This window comes from Kosakonia sp. ML.JS2a, from assembly GCF_025642095.1.
Taxonomy (GTDB): Bacteria; Pseudomonadota; Gammaproteobacteria; order Enterobacterales; family Enterobacteriaceae.
Window position 1 is genome coordinate 4,184,251 of record NZ_CP106754.1, and the last position, 19,769, is coordinate 4,204,019.

Below are 19,769 nucleotides of genomic sequence, written 5' to 3' on the forward strand. Positions count from 1 at the left end.
GTAACAGGACTCAAGGCGCTTGCCAACTGCCAGTGTAAATAGCCTCACGTTTGTTGCGCGGGATCAGCAAGCCTAACGGCACGATTTGACACTTTTATGGCAAACACAAAAAAACATACATTTTTAAAAATATTCTGAATTTGTCATAAATCTTTAATTTCGCAGCGTTACAACCCTTTCTGTTTTTTCACGGGGCCAAAAGACCCAGCGAATATTAGCGCGTTTGTTAAATCAGGAACTTAAAATGAAGAAGAGCACTCTGGCATTAATGGTGATGAGCGTTGTCGCATCTGCTTCTGTTCACGCAGCAGAAGTGTATAACAAAAACGGCAACAAACTGGACGTGTACGGCAAAGTGAAAGCCGAGCACTACTTCAGCGACGATACCAGCAACGACGGTGACAAAACTTACGTGCGTTTCGGCTTCAAAGGCGAAACTCAGATTAACGATCAGCTGACCGGTTTTGGTCGCTGGGAAGCTGAATTTGCGGGCAACAACGACGAAACAACGTCAGGTCAGAAAACCCGTCTGGCGTTTGCTGGTCTGAAAATCAAAGATTTTGGTTCTCTCGACTACGGTCGTAACCTGGGCGTGCTGTACGATGTAGCCTCTGTTACTGATATGTTCCCGGAATTCGGCGGCGACTCCCTGACCCGTACCGACAACTTTATGACCAAACGCGCCACTGGCGTTGCAACTTACCGCAATACCGACTTCTTCGGTGCGATTAACGGTCTGGATATGACCCTGCAATACCAGGGTAAAAACGAAAACGGCCGCAGCAGCGTCATCAAACAGAATGGCGACGGCTGGGGTACTTCTCTGGCCTATGACTTCGGCGGTAGCCCGGTTACCCTTATCGGCGCCTATGCTAACTCTGACCGTACCAACGCACAGAACACCAGCCTGGCGCTGGGTCGCGGCGAGAAAGCCGAAGCCTGGGCAACCGGCGTGAAATACGACGCAAACAATCTGTACCTTGCCACCATGTACGCCGTGTCTTACAACATGACACCGGTCTCTTCTACTCGCGGCTTTGCTAACAAAGCGCAGAACTTTGAAGCCGTGGTCCAGTACCAGTTCGACTTCGGTCTGCGTCCGTCCCTGGGCTACGTCCTGACCAAGGGCAAAGACATGGAAAACGGCATTGGCGACGAAGATCTGGTTAACTACATCGACGTTGGTGCAACGTACTACTTCAACAAAAACTTCTCTGCAATGGTTGACTACAAAATCAACCAGATCAAAAACGACAACAAACTGGGCATTGCTGACGACGACATCGTGGCTGTTGGCGTGACTTACCAGTTCTAAGTTGTTCTACCCGTTACACCCTCGTTATATGAAATGCCCTCGCAAGAGGGCATTTATTTAACCGGATTCGGTACACGCTGGCGCATGCCAGTCCCGGCCCGATACGCATGCTGCGATCGGGCTTTTTTTTATGGAGGGCGTTACGCGGGGAGTTTCAGGTTTTCTTTGAAGTTTTCAGCGGGTTCGAGCTTCAGCTCAAGTGAAGCCAGCATATCGCGTGCGCGTTCGTGGAATTCACGCAGCGTGTGCTCCAGACGATCGAGCACTTCCTGATCTTTAATCGCGGTGGGTTTCCACTGGCCTTCTTTGTCAAACAGGCCGAACTGATAGCGGTAGGTAAAACGGCCCTCCTGCGCTTCCATTTCCATCCACCAACCCCAGAATTCACGCTTTTCCGGCGCCGGTTTTACGTTGACGCAAACGGCCAGGCAATCAAAGAAAAAGCGGTTATCTTCGCACTGCTCTTCGCGGATATAAGGCCCAAGCGCAGTAAATTTTTTGATCAATCTGCTTTTCGGATGTCCACTCGGTAACGTCATTGCGATCTCCTTTTGTGAAGCAACTGTTTTACCAAACCAATAGAATTTATCAATCTATTAACGGAAATGGTGGTCGATCCATCCGGTTATTTGCTGCAACGCCTTATCAAAATTGCGATACACCGGGTTAAACGGGATCTCTAACAGTTTGCCATCACAAGATGACGAGGTGATTAACCGCGACTCCTCTTCCGGGCTGAACGGATCGTTTTGCCAGAAGCCGGAAAGCATCGGCGTCGGGCAGCGTCGGCCCAGCAAGCCCTGGGTTTTTAGCGAATAACGGTTCAGTTCCACGCGCAACGCTTCGTCAGACGCATCATGCATACCCAGCCGGCTGGCCAGCACATCCAGGTACATCTCCGGGACGTTGCCCTGCCGTAAGGGCTCATTCAGCAGTGCGTGCACCACCGGGCCAAGACAGGCCACCGCTTTTAGACGGTGCGCTTCCAGATACGCCAGACGCACCGCCACGTTAGCGCCAAAACGGAAGCCAAACGCCGCAACCCGCGTGTGATCCACCCAGGGAATATTCGGCAGGGCCTGCAACACATGCTGATGCAGCAGGCTGGACTCCTGAGTCAATTTCCACTTTGAGGAGAAACCCACAGACGGCATGTCCAGCGTCAGCATCGCCATGCCCTGCGGCGCGAAATAGCGCTCATAAAGGGTGTAATAATCGCTTTGCAGGCTGTCCAGCCCGCCGCACATCAACACCGTCGGGAAAGGCCCTTCGCCGGGCGGCATATGCAAAAAGCCGGTCACCGGCGCACCGCCGGGGATGGCAAACTCCATCTCTTTAATGGTGCCGGGTAAACGCTGCGCGGCTTCTTCATAGGCGCGATTGGCCAATGCCTGCGCCTGCTCGGCAAGCATATCGCCTTTGATATGGGGGTAGGCGGCAATGCTGTACAAACTACAGGCATGCAGCCAGTGGCGACCGCTTACGTCGACACGCTCTTCCTGCATCGCTTTTTGCTGCCAGAGCATCGCCTGCACGGACCACTCATAGATCCAGTTGCCATTGCGATAGCCCACCACCGTATCGTACAACTCCGGCTCGGTGCGTTCGGCCTGAGACATCACGATACGCGCCTGCACTTCGAGGATCTCTCGTGCATCCACGCCGCGCCAGATCCACATCAGCCGGTTTAGCATGCGATACCAGTGCGGTACGTTTTTGCCATCCAGCGTGGATTGCACCTGCGGCTGCGTGCCCGGGTTAAAACGGCGCACCAGCGTAGACGTTTCCGGATGCTTAAAGCGGGGTTTGAACAGGGTTTCGCTGAGATTTGACTGTGACATTGTGCGCAGCCTCCATGTATCTATCACTGGAGGTTATTGTAACCTGTTGCGCGCTGAAAAGAACAACGCCCGGTCAAACCGGGCGTTAGCAGAACGTGCGCAGGGAATTAGCGGCCGCTGATAGGCGGTACAAAGACCACGCCCATATCCCACGGTTGCTCAATCCAGGTATCCTGAGGAATATCAATCACATAATCATCAACCAGCGGACGACCAGCCGGTTTAGCGAAAATGGTCACAAAATGCGCTTTAGGATACATTTCACGGATAGCCACCGCCGTGCCGCCCGTGTCCACCAGATCGTCAATCACGATAAAGCCTTCACCGTCGCCTTCCGCGCGTTTCAACACTGTCAGCTCACGCTGATTATCATGGTCATAGCTGGAGATGCATACGGTATCAACATGACGAATGCCCAATTCACGCGCCAGCAATGCACCCGGCACCAGACCGCCGCGGCTAACGGCGATAATGCCTTTCCATTGTTCAGAAGGCATCAGTCGGGCGGCCAGTTTGCGTGCGTGAATCTGCAACATGTCCCAGGTGACGACGTATTTTTCGCTCATGTGAAGTGTCCCAGCCTGTGTTTTACGGCTTAAAAAGTATTCTAGGGGGAAATAGGTTGCGCGAGATTATAGAGATCTGAAGCGGTAAAAACCAGTGTTACCCGGCAATGCAGGTGCTTTTTACATCTTCCTGTGCTCGCAAACAGACAATAAGTGTTATTCTCAACGCCATCTCGCAAGGTCTCTTGCGACGTCGTTTATTTAACCCTGTGACCTGTAAGGCAATGTTTAGCAGGTCCTTTGTAAGGAGACTCATTGTGTCTGAACTGTCTCAACTATCTCCACAACCGCTGTGGGATATTTTTGCCAACATTTGCGCCATTCCTCACCCGTCCTACCACGAAGAACAGCTGGCCGAACACATCATGGGTTGGGCAAAGGAAAAAGGCTTGCACGCGGAGCGCGACCAGGTTGGCAACATCCTGATCCGTAAACCCGCCACGGCCGGAATGGAAAACCGTAAACCGGTAGTATTGCAGGCGCACCTGGACATGGTGCCGCAGAAAAACAACGACACGGTGCACGATTTCACCACCGATCCGATTCGCCCGTATGTCGATGGCGAATGGGTGAAAGCACGCGGCACCACGCTCGGTGCGGATAACGGCATCGGTATGGCTTCCGCGCTGGCGGTGCTGGTGGATAACAGCGTTGAGCACGGTCCGCTGGAAGTGCTGCTGACCATGACCGAAGAAGCGGGCATGGATGGCGCGTTCGGTTTACAGCCCAACTGGCTGCAGGCCGATATCCTGATTAACACCGACTCTGAAGAAGAGGGTGAAATCTACATGGGTTGCGCGGGCGGCATCGACTTTATCACCGACCTGCCGCTGACCCGTGAAGCCGTTCCGGCAGGTTTCGCGACGTTTACCCTGACGCTGAAAGGCCTGAAAGGCGGTCACTCCGGCGCGGAAATCCATGTTGGTCTGGGCAACGCCAACAAACTGCTGGTGCGCTTCCTTGCCGGTCATGCGCAAGAGCTGGATCTGCGTCTGCTGGATTTCACAGGCGGCACCCTGCGCAACGCCATTCCGCGTGAAGCTATCGCCACCGTGGCAGTACCGGCGGATAAAGCTGAGCAACTGAAAACGCTGGCCAACGACTATCTGGCAATCCTGCAGAACGAACTGGAAATGAAAGAGAAAAACCTGACCGTTCTGCTGGCGAGCGCAAGCAGCGATAAAGCCGCACTGACCACCGCGTCGCGCGATACCTTTATCCGTCTGCTGAACGCCATGCCGAATGGCGTGATCCGCAACTCGGATGTCGCCAAAGGCGTGGTGGAAACCTCCCTCAACGTGGGCGTGGTTACGCTGGCGGATAACAATGCTGAGATCGTCTGCCTGATCCGTTCGCTGGTAGATACCGGTAAGGATTATGTGGTGAGCATGCTGGAATCGCTGGGCGCGCTGGCAGGTGCAACAACCCACCCGAAAGGCGGTTACCCTGGCTGGCAGCCGGATGCGCATTCACCGGTGATGGCGCTGGTGCGTGAAACCTATCAACGTCTGTTCAACAAAACCCCGAACATTCAGGTGATCCACGCCGGTCTGGAGTGTGGTCTGTTCAAAAAGCCGTATCCGAATATGGATATGGTGTCGATTGGGCCAACCATTACCGGTCCGCACTCTCCGGATGAGCAAGTGCATATCGAAAGCGTGGGCCACTACTGGACCCTGCTGACCGAACTGCTGAAAGCCATTCCGGCGAAATAAGCCTGCTGTCCGCGCCGCCCGGCGCGGACATTTTCTTTCCGCTTTTACTCCGCGTTAAACGCCATGCCTTTAAAGGTCCGCATCGGGTTTCCCCGCGCAATATGATGATGGAACAACCGCCGTTCCGACTTCAGCGCCGCGCGTTGGTCATCCTGCATCTGCTCCAGACGGTGAGCAATCAGTAACGTCGCCAGCCGTTTGTTGGCATGCTGACTGCGTTCCGACTGCACCTTGACGCTAATGCCTGTCGCGATATGCGTAGCGCGCACGGCGGAATCCGTTTTATTGACGTGCTGCCCGCCAGGACCGGATGAGCGCAGCGATTCAAAGCGGATTTCACGGCTCAGCGCCTGACTCTCTGGCGTAAACGCTGCCACACCGATGAACCAGTTTTTCCGCGCATGATGCGGGCGGTACGGGCTCGGGCAAATCCACTGCACCGTGCCGCACCAGCGCGCGCTGAGCGCCTTTTCGTCTGCGCCATCCAGTGAAACCAGCACCGAACGGTAAGCGCCGTCATGACGCCCGGCTTCCCTTTCCACCACCGCCAGCGCCACATTTTGCGCCAGGGCCTCTTCCATTAAACGGGTTAATGCTTTCCCCACGGCCAGGCAACACTCGTCTGGCCCCTGTGCGGAAGAGAGCTGCAATAACATCATTCGCCCGCCTCCCCGCTGACCTTCAGCGTCAATACCGGACGCAAACGGGCCACCGGTGCGATCAACCCGGCGTCCGCCAGGCAATCAATCACGCTCTCGACCGATTTATACGCCTGTGGCGCTTCTTCATAAATCAACTGACGATCGCGACAGATCACCCGGCTGCCAAGAGCTGTACGCGAAAGCTGCGCCAGAGTGAATTTCCCCGACAGCCGCCCCTTGCACTCGGTACGCATCCATTTACGTCCCGCGCCATGCGCAAGCGAGAACAGGCTCGCTTCGCTTACCACCGGCTTAACCAGCCAGCTGTAATCGCCGCGCGAACCGGGGATCACCACCAGCCCCTGCCCGCCCGGCGTAGCGCCTTTGCGGTGCAACCAGCCCGACATTTCGCCGACGGTGCACGCTTGTACAAAGTTATGCACCACATCCAGCACCGGCGCGCCCTCCGCGTTGATCTGCCCGAGAATACGCCGGGCAATCAGGTCGCGATTCACGCGAGCAAAGTTCAGCGCATCATCATGCTCAGCCAGATAGTCGCGGGCGGCATCACTGCCCTCTACCAGCCCATCATGGGAGAAAGCCGCAATGTGACGACGCAGGATAGCCTGCCCCAAACCCCGTGAGCCACTGTGCGCCAGCAGCAGCAACTGCCGATCGTTAAGCCCATATTGTGCGAACGTCACGGCATCCGTCACACTGTCGATCTGCTGCAATTCGGCAAAGTGGTTGCCGCCACCAATTGAGCCTAGTGCGGCGCGATACGGATGCGCCTGCAGCGCCTGTGGGACAACGTCGTCCAGCCACTCAGGCGTGGCGGTATCGCCCAATGCGCCAAGCCGTTTTTCCAGCTTATCGGCGTTGTATTTACGCAGCGGTAAGTCGGTTTGCCACAGCGCCATGCCGCAGCCAATGTCATTACCCACCAGCGCCGGGTAAAAACGCCCGGTGGAGAAAAATGCCGCGCCAATCGGGTAGCCGCGCCCGGGGTGCAGATCCGGCATGCCCACCACTCGGGTCATGCCCGGTAATGCAGCCGTGGTTTGCAGTTGTTGGATCGCTGAACCTTCGATCCAAAGATTTTCTGAAGCAATATACGAAATCGCTTCTGAGATATGACAAATAGAATTGCCCATATACCAATCCATATGCAGAAAAATAAAAGGAATTGGCAGACGTAACCAGGGGCAATATTACGGAGAATTAATCCTGGAAAGGTCTGCAAAGAGAAATCAGGGCATGGTGTGTCATGGTGAACCTCCTTTGCAGTAACGTGGAATGAATAAACGCCGGGGATGATAGAGAAGCCAGCATTAAATTACTACCGTTATTTATGGTAGTTTTTATAAACCTAACACCAGTTGTCGCTCGAGTTGGGGATCGAGCAGAGTGACATGCAACCCCACCAGCCGGACACCACGCCCGCCGCGGCGCTCATCCCAGGTTTTACGCGCGGTTGTCAGCAGATCCTCTTTATTTAAACGCGGCCAGACATGCTCCTGAGTGGTGAGCTGAAAATCATTAAATTTCAGTTTTACGCCCTGGCGGGCAATTAACAGATCCGGTTTGACTTTCGCCAACCGTCTTTCCAGCTCGGGATATAAATGCTCAATAATCGCCTCGCACTCTTCCCAATGATGAATATCCTCCGCCAGCGTACGTTCCACACCGACCGATTTACGCAGGCGCTCACTGTTTATTTCACGCTCATCAATCCCCTGGCTGCGTTCCCATAATATACGGCCAAACTTTCCAAAGCGTTTGAGCAGCATCGCCAGATCGCTGTTTTGCACATCCTCGCAGGTGCGCAACCCCATGCTTTCCAGCTTTGCCGCCGACACTTTTCCGACACCGGGGATTTTGCTGAGCGACAGCGTACGCAAAAACGCGGGCACCTCCGCTGGCGTGATCACATATTGCCCGTTGGGTTTATTGAGATCGGAAGCGATCTTGGCAAGAAATTTTACCGGTGCGACGCCCGCTGAGGCGGTCAGTTGCGTCTCGGTAAAAATAGCCTGACGGATCTCCTGCGCCATCAGCGTTGCCGAGCCGTGGCAGTGCGGGCTGTCGGTTACATCCAGATAAGCTTCGTCCAGCGAAAGCGGTTCGATAAGCGCAGTGTAACGGGAAAAGATCTCACGGATTTGGTTGGAGGCTTCTTTATAAGCATCGAAACGCCCCGGTAACAAGGTGAGGTGCGGGCAGAGTTTTAACGCCATCGCCGTTGGCATGGCGCTGCGTACGCCAAATTTGCGCGCCGGATAATTGGCGGTGCTGATAACGCCACGTTTAACGCGGCTGCCGCCAATGGCGATGGGAATATCGCGCAGGGCCGGGTTGTCGCGCATTTCTACCGCCGCGAAAAAGCAGTCCATATCGACATGAATGATTTTGCGCATGCGTACGCCCTCACAGAACACTGGATAAGTATACAGCACATTCAAATGAAATGAGAAGCCAGCGCGAAAAACGGGGAGATAAATCACGATCTCGCTGTTAATTCAGCGTTTATGCGAACAGAATAACCGGCAAGCAAACGGCAAACGAACACAAAATCATTTGCGCTGCATCGCTGTAGCAGGTCAGCAAAGAGGTAGCGGAAGAATGACGTGTTATACACAAAATCATTCGCGCTACGTCGCGGCGGCAAGGCTGAGCATCCCCGGGAGCTTACACAAGTCAGTGACCGGGGTGCGAAGGCGCAGCCAACAAAGAGGTAGCGTGAAGGATGACGTGTATTGGGGCTTGCGAAAAAATGCCGTAATGCTAATGTGGGCGCTCCAAAACAGAATAGTCTGAATTTTGGGCGTCTTTTGCCGTCCTGGCAATGTGGTATTAGCTTTATCAAGGAAACAAGTAGTATGCGCAAAATCGCATTATTTATTGCGATGCTTCTGATTCCGTGCGTCTCGTTTGCTGGCCTGGTGAGCAGCAATGGTTCAATCACGCCGGTCAGCAAAGAATATAAGCAGCAGTTGATGGGGTCGCCGGTTTATATCCAAATCTTCAAAGAAGAGCGCACCCTTGATCTTTACGTCAAAATGGGCGAGCAGTACCAGTTGCTGGACAGCTATAAAATTTGTAACTACTCCGGCGGGTTAGGCCCCAAGCAGCGCCAGGGTGATTTTAAAAGCCCGGAAGGGTTCTACTCCGTGCAGCGCAGCCAGCTCAAGCCGGACAGCCGTTTTTATAAAGCCATCAATATTGGTTTTCCGAACAATTATGACCGTGCGCACGGCTATGAAGGCAAATACCTGATGATCCACGGTGCCTGCGTCTCGATTGGCTGCTATGCCATGACGGACTCAAACATCGACGAGATCTTCCAGTTTGTCACCGCCGCGCTGGTGTTCGGGCAACCGAATGTGCAGTTGAGCATTTATCCGTTCCGCATGACCGATGCCAATATGCAGCGTCATAAATATTCAACCTATGCGGATTTCTGGAAACAGTTGAAGCCCGGCTACGACTATTTCGCCGCCACCCACCAGCCGCCGGTTGTCTCGGTTGTGGATGGCCGCTACGTGGTAAACAAACCGCTCAACACATCGACGCAGCCGCAGCTGGCGTCAAACTACACGCTCCCCCAGGCAAAATAACGCCCACTCGCCTGGCATGATCTTGTGCCAGGTTTCATTGCCTGTTAGCGGTTGTGTGGCAATCACGGTAACCACATCATTGGGTGTGGTTTCCCGCTGAAAATCGATCTCCACATCCTGATCCAGCAGTTTCGCCACACCAAACGGCGCACGACGCGTGATCCAGAACAGATTGGTGGAGCAGAACGCCATCACATAGCGCCCGTCTGACAGCAGCATATTGAAAACGCCCTTCTCCCGCAGTTCCGTCGCCAGCGCCGCAATGTACTTAAAGACCGCCGTCATATTGCCCGGCGTACGCGGGTAACGCTCCGTCAACTTATGCAGTAACCAGCAGAAGGCTTTTTCGCTGTCGGTCTCCCCCACAGGACGAAAATTACCGGTTTCCAGCGATTTATACCCGGTAAGCTGCCCGTTATGGGCATAGGTCCAGTTACGACCCCACAATTCGCGGGTAAACGGATGGGTATTTTCCAGCGCCACTTCGCCACGGTTTGCCTGGCGAATATGGGCAATCACCGAGCAGGATTTAATGGGGTAGTCCTGCACCAGTTTAGCAATGGGGGAATTAAAGCTGGGTTGCGGATCTTTAAACGTGCGGCAGCCTTTGCCTTCATAGAAGGTAATGCCCCAGCCATCTTTATGCGGCCCGGTGCCGCCGCCACGCTGAACAAGCCCGGTAAAACTAAAGCAAATATCGGTTGGCACATTGGCGCTCATCCCGAGCAGTTCGCACATACACACCCCCACACAGCGCCCTTACCAGAGAAGGCGTAATTGTTCAGTCAGTTTGGGCACGGACAGCACACAGAAACCGGAGCGTACACGCAGTACGTGAGGATTTCGGGCACTGCCCGGGGTCAAAATGGCAAATAAAGTCGCCTTCTTGATTAAGCTTTAACCATCTCTTTTTCGATCAACTGAATCAGGATATGAATCACTTTGATGTGAATCTCCTGAATACGATCGGCATAACCAAAATGCGGCACGCGAATTTCTATGTCCGCCGTACCGGCCATTTTGCCGCCGTCTTTACCGGTCAGGGTGATCACTTTCATGCCTTTCTCACGCGCTGCGACAATCGCTTTGATGACGTTACCGGAGTTACCGGAAGTGGAAATCCCCAGCAGCACGTCGCCTTCACGGCCTACGGCTTCGACATAGCGCGAGAAAACATAATCGTAACCGAAGTCATTGCTGACGCAGGAGAGATGGCTGACGTCGGAAATCGCAATCGCCGGGTAGCCAGGGCGGTTTTCGCGATAGCGCCCGGTCAGCTCTTCTGCAAAGTGCATGGCGTCGCAATGCGAGCCGCCGTTACCACAGGACAACACCTTGCCGCCGGCTTTAAAGCTGTCCGCCAGCAAGACCGCCGCGCGCTGAATAGCGTGAATATTGGCATCATCTTTCAGAAAATTCGCCAGCGTTTCCGCCGCTTCATTCAGTTCGTTACGAATCAGATCCTGGTACATGAGGATATCCTTCAGCATAAATGTAAATAACACCGGGCAGTTTACCGGATAGCATGCCGGGCGAGAAGCTAAAGCCTTACCTGCTACCAGGGGTTTTCATTTTCCGTGCGCGAAATGCCCTCAACAATGTGAACCAGGTTGTAATTATTTTGTAAACGCATTGATAAAAGATTTCGCATCCACTACAACCATATCATCACAAGTGGTCAGACCTCCTACAAGACAGGGAGCTTTTCTTTATGATGACGTTGAGCCTTATCGCTACGGTTGTACTGCTCGGGGTGCTGTTTTACCACCGGGTGAACCTGCTGCTGAGCAGCGTGATTTTACTGGCGTGGACCGCCGCGCTCGGGGTATCCGGCCTGTGGTCTGTTTGGGTGTTGCTGCCGCTGGCGATCATCCTGGTGCCGTTTAACCTGCCGCCCATGCGGAAAGCGCTGATTTCCGCCCCCGTCTTCCGCGGTTTTCGCAAAGTGATGCCGCCGATGTCACGCACGGAAAAAGAAGCCATCGACGCCGGGACCACCTGGTGGGAAGGCGACCTGTTCCGTGGTAACCCGGACTGGAAAAAACTGCACAACTATCCGCAGCCGCGTCTGACCGCCGAAGAACAGGCGTTTATCGACGGCCCGGTGGAAGAAGCCTGCCGTATGGCGAATGACTTCCAAATCACCCACGAAATGGCCGATCTGCCGCCAGAGCTGTGGGCATTCTTAAAAGAGCACCGCTTCTTCGCGATGATCATCAAAAAAGAGTACGGCGGTCTGGAATTCTCCGCTTACGCTCAGGCTCGTGTGCTGCAAAAACTGGCGGGTGTATCCGGTATTCTTGCCATCACCGTAGGCGTGCCGAACTCCCTCGGCCCGGGTGAATTGCTGCAACACTACGGCACCGAAGCGCAGAAAGATCACTATCTGCCGCGTCTGGCACGCGGCCAGGAGATCCCCTGCTTCGCGCTGACCAGCCCGGAAGCGGGTTCCGATGCGGGCGCTATTCCGGATACCGGGGTGGTGTGTATGGGTGACTGGCAGGGTCAGCAAGTCCTTGGCATGCGCCTGACCTGGAACAAACGCTATATCACACTCGCACCGATTGCCACCGTACTTGGCCTGGCGTTTAAACTCTCCGACCCGGATAAACTGCTGGGCGGCGAACAAGAACTGGGTATCACCTGTGCGCTGATCCCCACTTCAACGCCAGGCGTAGAAATTGGTCGTCGTCATTTCCCGCTCAACGTCCCGTTCCAGAACGGCCCGACCCGCGGCAACGATATCTTTGTGCCGATTGATTACATCATTGGCGGGCCGAAAATGGCCGGTCAGGGCTGGCGCATGCTGGTGGAATGCCTGTCTGTCGGGCGCGGTATCACCCTGCCATCCAACTCTACCGGTGGTGTGAAATCCGTCGCCCTGGGGATTGGCGCTTACGCCCACATTCGTCGTCAGTTCAAAGTCTCCATCGGTAAAATGGAAGGGATTGAAGAACCGTTAGCACGCATTGGCGGCAACGCCTACGTAATGGATGCAGCGGCGTCGCTGATCACCTACGGCATTATGCTCGGTGAAAAACCGGCGGTGCTGTCGGCGATTGTTAAATATCACTGCACCCATCGTGGTCAGCAATCAATCATCGATGCGATGGATATCGCAGGCGGTAAAGGCATTATGCTCGGCGAAAGCAACTTCCTCGCCCGTGCTTACCAGGGCGCACCGATCGCCATCACCGTGGAAGGGGCCAACATTCTGACCCGCACCATGATGATCTTTGGTCAGGGCGCGATTCGTTGCCATCCGTATGTGCTGGAAGAGATGGCCGCCGCGCAGAATAACGATGTGGACGCCTTCGACAGACTGCTGTTCAAACACATTGGTCATGTTGGCAGCAACAAAATGCGCAGTTTCTGGCTTGGCCTGACGCGCGGCTTAACCAGCGCCACGCCGACCCGCGACGTCACAAAACGCTATTACCAGCATCTGAACCGCCTGAGCGCCAACCTCGCGCTGCTGTCAGATGTTTCCATGGCCGTGCTGGGCGGCAGCCTGAAACGTCGCGAACGTATCTCCGCACGTCTGGGGGATATTTTAAGCCAGCTCTTCCTTGCCTCGGCGGTACTGAAACGCTATGACGACGAAGGCCGCCAGGAAGCGGATCTGCCGCTGGTGCACTGGGGTGTGCAGGACGCGCTGTATCAGGCGGAACAGGCCATCAGCGACCTGCTGGAAAACTTCCCGAACCGCTTTGTCGCTGGTGCGTTGAGCCTGGTTATCTTCCCGACCGGACGCCACTACCGCGCGCCGTCGGACAAACTGGACCACAAAGTGGCGAAGATCCTGCAAACCCCGAGCGCCACCCGCTCACGCATCGGTCGCGGTCAGTATCTGACAGCAAGCGAGCACAACCCGGTGGGCCTGCTGGAAGAAGCGCTGCTGGATGTTATGGCAGCGGATCCTATCCATCAGCGCGTGTGCAAAGAGCTGGGTAAAAACCTGCCGTTCACACGTCTGGATGAGCTGGCTCAGCAGGCACTGAGTGCAGGGCTTATCAATCAGGAGGAAGCCGCACTGCTTATCAAAGCCGAGGCCAGCCGTCTGCGCAGCATTAACGTCGATGATTTCGAGCCCGACGCACTGGCCACTCAACCGGTGGTCGCCACGCCAGAAAAGGTGCGTAAGATAGAAGCCGCCTGACCAAAAGGGGCGCGAAACGCCCCTTTTTCCTCTCATGCCTGAACCCGCATTTCGCGGTTTTTTTTATCACGCCTCATGCTACAGTGTGAAAATGCTGTCTTACGGGGAGTCGACACTGTGCCTGGTTTAAAAATTACACTGTTACAACAACCGTTAGTCTGGATGGATGGGCCAGCCAACCTGCGCCATTTCGACATCCAGCTTGAAGACGTCACCGGGCGTGACCTGATTGTACTGCCAGAAATGTTTACCACCGGCTTTGCGATGGAAGCCGCAAAACAGTCTCTACCGCAGGACGAAGTGGTGGTGTGGATGCATGAGAAAGCCCGCCAGACTAATGCGCTGGTCGCCGGGAGCGCCGCACTGCAAACCGATCGCGGGCCGGTAAACCGCTTTTTACTGGTCGAGCCAGGCGGCAACGTGCATATCTACGATAAACGCCATCTGTTCCGCATGGCCGATGAACATCATCATTACGAAGCGGGCAATGAGCGGGTGGTGTTTGAGTGGCGCGGCTGGCGCATTCTGCCGCTGGTCTGTTATGACCTGCGTTTCCCGGTGTGGTCGCGTAACCGCAATGATTACGACCTGCTGCTGTATGTCGCCAACTGGCCAGCGCCGCGCTCGCTGCACTGGCAATCTCTGCTGGTGGCCCGCGCCATTGAAAACCTTGCCTGGGTGGCAGGTTGCAACCGCGTCGGCACCGACGGCAATGGTCACCACTACCGCGGCGACAGCCGGGTTATCAGCCCGCAGGGCGAAATCATCGCCACCGCCGAACCGCACCAGGCCACGCGCATTGACGCCGAGCTGTCATTAAGCGCGTTGCAGGAGTATCGCGAGAAGTTCCCCGCCTGGCAGGATGCAGACCCGTTTATGCTGGGTTAACCCAGCATCGTGCAATCCCCTCTCCCCCTCACGGGAGAGGGGAAAATCAGAACATCAGCTCACCAGTGCCTGACCATCCTTCCGGCTTTCTGTCGCCGCCACGTAGTGGCCTTCCGCCATCCGATAAACCACCTGCGCACCGCCAAAGTTATAGCCCGCCAGCGGATCTTCCACCGTAATCTGGTGCCCGCGCTCGCGCAGCGCCGCAATCACATTGCGGTCGAACGTCGCCTCAACGGAGACGTCCCGACCCTGCACCACGCGCCAGCGCGGCGCATCAATGGCCGCCTGCGGGTTCTGCCCGTGCAGCATAATACGCAGCGCCATTTGCATATGCCCCTGCGCCTGCATCGGCCCGCCCATAACGCCAAACGACATCAACGGCTTGCCGTCTGCGCCCAGCGCAAAGCCGGGAATGATGGTATGAAGCGGTCGTTTACCGCCCGCCAGTGCATTCGGATGTTTGGGATCAAGCACAAAGCCGCAGCCGCGGTTTTGCAAACTGATGCCGGTATCCGGCACCACCACGCCAGAGCCAAACCCCATATAGTTAGACTGAATAAACGACACCATCATGCCGCTGGCATCGGCTGTAGAGAGGTAAACAGTCCCGCTTTGCGTCGGTTCACCGTAGACAAAATCCGAGGCCTTATCCGGATTGATCAACGCCGCGCGCGACTTCAGGTAATCGTCGCTGAGCAACCGTTCCGCCGCAAATTCCAGATGATCTTCATCGGCGACATAGCGATCGAGATCCGCCAGCGCCAGTTTCATCGCTTCAATCGACAGGTGCAGCGACTGTACCGAGTCCGGGTGATGACGACTAATATCGCACTGCTCAAGAATGCCCAACGCAATCAGTGTCGCAATCCCCTGCCCGTTGGGCGGCAACTCATGCACCGAACCCCCGGCAAACTCACGCGACAGCAGCGTTACCCAATCCGCTTTGTGGTTCGCCAGATCCGCTTCGCTCAGGTGCGCGCCATGCTCTCTGGCAAACGCGGCGATCTTCTGCGCCAGTTCCCCACGATAGAACGCCTCACCGTTGGTCTGAGCGATCAGCTTGAGCGAACGGGCCTGCGCCGGGTTACGGAAGATTTCGCCAACAGCAGGCGCACGCCCTTGCGGTGCAAAACAGGCGCTGAAACCGGGCTGATCCTTCAGCTTGCGGTAACCGCGCTGCCACAGATGGCCAATCAGCGGTGACACCGGAAAACCGTTACGGGCATACTCAATCGCAGGCTGCGCCAGCGTGGTTAACGGCAGCGAACCGAAACGCTCCGCCAGCGCCACCCAACCGGATACCGCGCCAGGCACGGTTACCGCGTCCCAGCCCAGTTCCGGCACCGCTTTTTTTCCCGCGAACATATCCGCATGCCAGCTTGCCGGGGAGCGCCCGGAGGCGTTCAGACCGTGCAGCGTATTCCCATCCCAGACAATGGCGAACGCATCACTGCCAATACCGCAGCCGGTCGGTTCCACCACCGTCAGCGCCATTGCCGTGGCGATCGCCGCATCCACGGCATTACCGCCGAGCATCAGCATACGCATTCCCGCTTGCGCCGCCAGCGGCTGGGAGGTCGCCACCGCATTACGCCCCATCATCGGCGCGCGCTGTGAGGCATAACCGACGTTAAAATCTATCGCTTTGGTCATCGAAACTCCTTAGTCGTGGCGCGGATCGAGCGCGTCGCGCAGCCCATCGCCGAGTAAATTAAATCCCTGCACGGTCAGAAAAATCGCCACACCGGGGAAAATGGACATCCACGGCGCTTGTTCCAGAAAACCTTTGGCGGTATTGAGCATCGCCCCCCAGGAGGGATCCGGCGGCTGTTGCCCAAGGCCAAGGAAAGAGAGGCTGGCTTCCGTGATGATCGCCGACGCAATCGCCAGCGTGGCCTGCACAAGGATCGGTGACATCACATTTGGCAGCACATAACGCACGATTATCCAGCGGTCCGGCAGGCCAATCGCGCGTGCGCCGTCGATGTACTCTTCATTGCGAATGGCGATCACCTGCCCCCGCGTCAGGCGGGCAAAAATGGGCATCGCCGACAACCCTATCGCAATCATGGCGTTCGTCAGGCTGGGGCCAAGAAACGCGCCGAGGGCAATGGCCATAATCAGAAACGGACAGGCCAGCAGCGCCTCAATCACGCGCGAGATCACCCCATCCCAAATGCCCTGAAAGTAGCCCGCCAATAGTCCCAGCGGCACGCCAATCACCACGGCGATCACCACCGAGACACAACCTGCCAGCAGCGAGGTGCGCGCCCCCCAAATCATGCGCGATAAAATGTCGCGCCCCAGCTCATCCGTACCAAACCAGTACAGCTCAGAAGGCGGTTTACGCACGGCCAGGAAATTCGCCTTTACCGGATCAAACGGCGCAATCCACGGTGCCAGCAGCGCGATCAACACAAATACGCCGACGATCGCCGCGCCAATGACGGCACTCCTGTTGGCGAGAAAGGCCTTCAATACCCGGTTTTCCGCGCGCGGCAACGAAGCCGCGACACTGTTGGTAGTCAGTTCGGCCATTATTCGCTCCGCATTTTCGGGTTAATCAGCACATACAACACATCGGCCAGCAGGTTAAGCAGCAAGAAGCCGATAGCCACCACCAGCACCACGCCCTGCACCACCGCGTAGTCGCGGTTAAACACCGAATCGACAATCATCTTGCCAAAGCCGGGAATGGTGAACACCTGCTCCGTAAGCACCGCACCGCCCAGCAACTCGCCAAACAGCAGCGTCGTCAGGGTGATAACCGGCACCAGTGCATTACGAAACGCGTGCTTCATGATCACCGCTTTTGGCAACAGCCCTTTGGCGCGCGCCGTACGGATATAATCCGCCTTCAGCACGGCAATCATGGATGCGCGCGTATGACGCATCAGCGTTGCCGCCAGCCCGGTGCCCAGCACCAGCGCAGGCAGCAGCAGCGTGCGCAGGTTCTGTAACGGATCTTCGCTAAACGGTACAAAACCGGACGCGGGTAGCCACTGCAAGTTGACGGAAAAAATCAGGATCAACAAAATCCCCAACCAGAAATGCGGCACCGAAATCCCGGAAATCGCCACAAAGTTCGCACCGTGGTCAACCCAGCTATGACGGTTGACGGCCGCCAGGATGCCCATGCTGATACCAAACACCAGCGCGATGATCATCGCCAGCAGCGACATTTCCAGCGTCACTGGCAACTTGGTGGCGATCAGGTGCGTCACCGGTTCCTGCGTGCGTAACGAAACGCCAAGATCGCCCTGTAGCGCGCGGGTCAGCCAGTTGAAATACTGCACCGGGATCGGCGCATCCAGGTTTAGCTCGGCACGCAACTGCGCGATCACCGCCGGGTTGCGCTCCTCGCCGAGCATGGCGGTCAGCGGATCGCCGGGCAGCAGTTTTTGCAGCCCGAAAACCATCATACTGACCAGCAGCAGCGTCGGAATGGCGAGCAGCAGGCGTTTGCAAATCAGTTCCAGCATGGTAACTCCTCAACCCCAGTTACTTCGCCAGCGTCAGCCCCGCCAGACGCACAATGCCGTCCGGATAGGGTTTAAAGCCCTGCACGCTTTTGTTTAGACCAAACAGACGCGGCTCAAAGTAGAGATAGGCAATCGGCATGTCGGTTTGCAGTTGTTTCACCACGTTTTCATACAAGCCCTGACGAATCGCCGGATCGTTATGCAAACGCGCCTGCGTCAGCCAATCGTCAACCTGCGCATTGCTGTAGCGGCCATCGTTAAGCGTGCCTTTGCTGTGAATAAAACCAAAGATGCTGCCATCCGGATCCGGGCGTCCCGACCAGCCGGAGAAGCTGAGCTGGAAATCGCCGGTTTGCTGCCTGTCCAGCAGCGTGGCGAACTCGGTCATTTGCAGGTTGACGTTAAAACCGGCTTCGGCGGTCATGGCCTGCAATACCTGGCCGACCTGCTGCGAGATAGGGTTGTTCGGCACCAGCATTGAGACCGTCAATGGTGTGGTAACCCCCGCCGCTTTCAGCAGCGCTTTGGCTTTTTCCACATCACGCGGCGGCACTGCCAGCTTCACGTGGTACGGGCTGACAGGGGAAAACGCCTGGTTTGCCGGGGCATACAGACCTTCGAACACCACCTGATTCAGCGCTTCGCGGTCAATGGCCTGCGAGAAGGCTTCACGCACGCGGGCATCTTTAAACGGATCGTTAGCCGCAACCTTGCCATTGTTGATGTTAAAGGTGATGCCCTGATAACCCAGCCCGGTCACTTTCGCCAGTTGCAGCTTGCTGTCGTTCTGCACGGTTTTCACATCGCTGGCGGCAATGCCTTCTGTCAGATCCAGATCGCCGGCGCGCAGGTTTGCCAGCCGCACGGAGGCATCCGGGATCGGCAGGTAGATAACTTTGTCGAAGTGATAGGCGCTTTTGTTCCAGTAATTCTCAAAGCGCGACAGGACAATGCGATCCTGCGATACGCGGCTGTCGAACTTGTACGGCCCGGAGCACACCGGGTGCGCGGCGAAGTTCGGCTTTTTCGCCGCTTCCGGCGCCAGCATCGCCCCGGCGCGATCGGTAAGCTGCATTAACAGCGCGGAGTCCGGCGTTTTCAGATGCAGAGTGATTTGCAGCGGCCCGCTCACCTCAACGGATTCAATAGAAGAGATTTCGCTTTTGCGCAGCGAACCCGGCAGCGTCAGCGCGCGATCCAGGCTGAATTTTGCCGCCGCAGCGTCAAACTTTTCGCCATCGTGGAAGGTCACGCCTTCGCGCAAATTCATGGTCAGGGTCTTGCCGTCTTCACTCCATGACCAGTCTTTTGCCAGCCCCGGCACCACTTGCAAGTTTTCATCAACATCCACCAGCCGGTCGCACAGCGACGCAAACACAAAGCGGCCATAGTAGGTGCGCGCCAGATGAGGATCGAGCATATCCGGATCGGCTCCCAGCCCAATGCGCAGCACATTTTCAGCCTGCGCAGGCAGTGCCGCGCCCAGCAACATAACGCTTCCCAGAACGGTCAAAAGAGAATTTCGCACAATCATTAACATAT

The 19,769-nt window shown here is 56.1% G+C and carries 17 protein-coding genes; 5 read left to right on the forward strand and 12 right to left on the reverse strand.

Features of this window, described 5'->3' with window-relative positions; translation table 11 throughout:
• The first annotated feature begins 244 nt into the window (after nucleotides 1-244).
• Nucleotides 245-1,315, forward strand: coding sequence for a phosphoporin PhoE (phoE, locus tag N7922_RS19820; protein ID WP_263097918.1), 1,071 nt, complete (start codon nucleotides 245-247; stop codon nucleotides 1,313-1,315).
• Between the two features lie 140 nt (nucleotides 1,316-1,455).
• On the opposite strand, the gene crl is transcribed toward phoE, so the two are convergent.
• From crl to gpt, 3 genes are all read right to left on the reverse strand, one after another.
• A complete protein-coding gene (gene crl, locus N7922_RS19825) occupies nucleotides 1,456-1,854 on the reverse strand; it encodes a sigma factor-binding protein Crl (protein WP_061497381.1) in 399 nt (132 codons plus the stop codon).
• A 57-nt stretch (nucleotides 1,855-1,911) separates the two neighbouring features.
• Nucleotides 1,912-3,156 carry an esterase FrsA gene (frsA, locus tag N7922_RS19830; protein WP_263097919.1) on the reverse strand — a complete coding sequence of 415 codons (1,245 nt, stop codon included), beginning with the start codon at nucleotides 3,154-3,156 and terminating at the stop codon, nucleotides 1,912-1,914.
• Between the two features lie 107 nt (nucleotides 3,157-3,263).
• On the reverse strand, nucleotides 3,264-3,722 hold the full coding sequence (gene gpt / locus N7922_RS19835; protein ID WP_010427903.1) for a xanthine phosphoribosyltransferase: 459 nt from the start codon (nucleotides 3,720-3,722) through the stop codon (nucleotides 3,264-3,266).
• 257 nt (nucleotides 3,723-3,979) lie between these two features.
• Here gpt and pepD point away from each other — a divergent pair, with 257 nt between their 5' ends.
• Nucleotides 3,980-5,437 (forward strand): cytosol nonspecific dipeptidase, encoded by a 1,458-nt coding sequence (pepD, locus tag N7922_RS19840; protein ID WP_263097920.1) that lies wholly within the window; start codon nucleotides 3,980-3,982, stop codon nucleotides 5,435-5,437.
• Nucleotides 5,438-5,481: 44 nt separating this feature from the next.
• Here the strand turns inward: pepD and prfH are convergent, their stop codons facing one another.
• The 3 genes from prfH to dinB all read right to left on the reverse strand — a co-directional run bounded on the left by prfH (nucleotide 5,482) and on the right by dinB (nucleotide 8,495).
• Nucleotides 5,482-6,096 carry a peptide chain release factor H gene (gene prfH / locus N7922_RS19845; protein ID WP_263097921.1) on the reverse strand — a complete coding sequence of 205 codons (615 nt, stop codon included), beginning with the start codon at nucleotides 6,094-6,096 and terminating at the stop codon, nucleotides 5,482-5,484.
• Nucleotides 6,093-7,232, reverse strand: coding sequence for an RNA ligase RtcB family protein (locus N7922_RS19850; RefSeq protein WP_263097922.1), 1,140 nt, complete (start codon nucleotides 7,230-7,232; stop codon nucleotides 6,093-6,095). Before N7922_RS19850 ends, prfH begins: the two co-directional genes overlap by 4 nt.
• Nucleotides 7,233-7,439: 207 nt before the next feature.
• A complete protein-coding gene (gene dinB / locus N7922_RS19855; protein WP_263097923.1) occupies nucleotides 7,440-8,495 on the reverse strand; it encodes a DNA polymerase IV in 1,056 nt (351 codons plus the stop codon).
• A 462-nt stretch (nucleotides 8,496-8,957) separates the two neighbouring features.
• On the opposite strand from dinB, the gene dpaA reads away from it, so the two are divergent.
• Entirely contained in the window at nucleotides 8,958-9,695 is a 738-nt protein-coding gene (gene dpaA, locus N7922_RS19860) for a peptidoglycan meso-diaminopimelic acid protein amidase (protein ID WP_263097924.1), read from the forward strand.
• On the opposite strand, the gene N7922_RS19865 is transcribed toward dpaA, so the two are convergent.
• Both N7922_RS19865 and lpcA read right to left on the reverse strand, forming a co-directional pair.
• A complete protein-coding gene (locus N7922_RS19865; protein ID WP_263097925.1) occupies nucleotides 9,666-10,433 on the reverse strand; it encodes a class II glutamine amidotransferase in 768 nt (255 codons plus the stop codon). The genes dpaA and N7922_RS19865 overlap by 30 nt on opposite strands.
• Nucleotides 10,434-10,585: 152 nt before the next feature.
• Nucleotides 10,586-11,167 carry a D-sedoheptulose 7-phosphate isomerase gene (gene lpcA / locus N7922_RS19870; RefSeq protein WP_263097926.1) on the reverse strand — a complete coding sequence of 194 codons (582 nt, stop codon included), beginning with the start codon at nucleotides 11,165-11,167 and terminating at the stop codon, nucleotides 10,586-10,588.
• Between the two features lie 239 nt (nucleotides 11,168-11,406).
• Between lpcA and fadE the strand changes: the two genes are divergently transcribed.
• Nucleotides 11,407-13,854 carry an acyl-CoA dehydrogenase FadE gene (fadE, locus tag N7922_RS19875; RefSeq protein ID WP_263097927.1) on the forward strand — a complete coding sequence of 816 codons (2,448 nt, stop codon included), beginning with the start codon at nucleotides 11,407-11,409 and terminating at the stop codon, nucleotides 13,852-13,854.
• A gap of 117 nt (nucleotides 13,855-13,971) precedes the next feature.
• A complete protein-coding gene (locus tag N7922_RS19880) occupies nucleotides 13,972-14,742 on the forward strand; it encodes an amidohydrolase (RefSeq protein WP_263097928.1) in 771 nt (256 codons plus the stop codon).
• Between the two features lie 54 nt (nucleotides 14,743-14,796).
• Here the strand turns inward: N7922_RS19880 and N7922_RS19885 are convergent, their stop codons facing one another.
• Genes N7922_RS19885 through N7922_RS19900 form a run of 4 tightly spaced genes read right to left on the reverse strand, consistent with a single transcriptional unit; the run spans nucleotide 14,797 to nucleotide 19,761 of the window.
• Nucleotides 14,797-16,398 carry a gamma-glutamyltransferase family protein gene (locus tag N7922_RS19885; protein ID WP_263097929.1) on the reverse strand — a complete coding sequence of 534 codons (1,602 nt, stop codon included), beginning with the start codon at nucleotides 16,396-16,398 and terminating at the stop codon, nucleotides 14,797-14,799.
• 9 nt (nucleotides 16,399-16,407) lie between these two features.
• Entirely contained in the window at nucleotides 16,408-17,283 is an 876-nt protein-coding gene (locus tag N7922_RS19890; RefSeq protein WP_263097930.1) for an ABC transporter permease, read from the reverse strand.
• Nucleotides 17,283-18,227, reverse strand: a complete 945-nt coding sequence (locus N7922_RS19895; protein WP_263097931.1) for an ABC transporter permease — start codon at nucleotides 18,225-18,227, stop codon at nucleotides 17,283-17,285. Before N7922_RS19895 ends, N7922_RS19890 begins: the two co-directional genes overlap by 1 nt.
• 19 nt (nucleotides 18,228-18,246) lie before the next feature.
• Complete coding sequence (locus N7922_RS19900; RefSeq protein ID WP_263097932.1) at nucleotides 18,247-19,761, reverse strand: ABC transporter substrate-binding protein; 1,515 nt, start codon at nucleotides 19,759-19,761, stop codon at nucleotides 18,247-18,249.
• Nucleotides 19,762-19,769 lie beyond the last annotated feature (8 nt).

Excerpts from the sequence above, each read along its gene's own strand:
- N7922_RS19850 (WP_263097922.1), bottom strand. The coding sequence starts at position 7,232 with ATGGGCAATTCTATTTGTCATATCTCAGAAGCGATTTCGTATATTGCT.
- frsA (WP_263097919.1), bottom strand. The coding sequence starts at position 3,156 with ATGTCACAGTCAAATCTCAGCGAAACCCTGTTCAAACCCCGCTTTAAG.
- lpcA (WP_263097926.1), bottom strand. The coding sequence starts at position 11,167 with ATGTACCAGGATCTGATTCGTAACGAACTGAATGAAGCGGCGGAAACG.
- N7922_RS19885 (WP_263097929.1), bottom strand. The coding sequence starts at position 16,398 with ATGACCAAAGCGATAGATTTTAACGTCGGTTATGCCTCACAGCGCGCG.
- phoE (WP_263097918.1), top strand. The coding sequence starts at position 245 with ATGAAGAAGAGCACTCTGGCATTAATGGTGATGAGCGTTGTCGCATCT.
- fadE (WP_263097927.1), top strand. The coding sequence starts at position 11,407 with ATGATGACGTTGAGCCTTATCGCTACGGTTGTACTGCTCGGGGTGCTG.
- N7922_RS19895 (WP_263097931.1), bottom strand. The coding sequence starts at position 18,227 with ATGCTGGAACTGATTTGCAAACGCCTGCTGCTCGCCATTCCGACGCTG.
- dpaA (WP_263097924.1), top strand. The coding sequence starts at position 8,958 with ATGCGCAAAATCGCATTATTTATTGCGATGCTTCTGATTCCGTGCGTC.
- N7922_RS19865 (WP_263097925.1), bottom strand. The coding sequence starts at position 10,433 with ATGTGCGAACTGCTCGGGATGAGCGCCAATGTGCCAACCGATATTTGC.
- N7922_RS19890 (WP_263097930.1), bottom strand. The coding sequence starts at position 17,283 with ATGGCCGAACTGACTACCAACAGTGTCGCGGCTTCGTTGCCGCGCGCG.
- crl (WP_061497381.1), bottom strand. The coding sequence starts at position 1,854 with ATGACGTTACCGAGTGGACATCCGAAAAGCAGATTGATCAAAAAATTT.
- N7922_RS19900 (WP_263097932.1), bottom strand. The coding sequence starts at position 19,761 with ATGATTGTGCGAAATTCTCTTTTGACCGTTCTGGGAAGCGTTATGTTG.
- dinB (WP_263097923.1), bottom strand. The coding sequence starts at position 8,495 with ATGCGCAAAATCATTCATGTCGATATGGACTGCTTTTTCGCGGCGGTA.
- prfH (WP_263097921.1), bottom strand. The coding sequence starts at position 6,096 with ATGATGTTATTGCAGCTCTCTTCCGCACAGGGGCCAGACGAGTGTTGC.
- gpt (WP_010427903.1), bottom strand. The coding sequence starts at position 3,722 with ATGAGCGAAAAATACGTCGTCACCTGGGACATGTTGCAGATTCACGCA.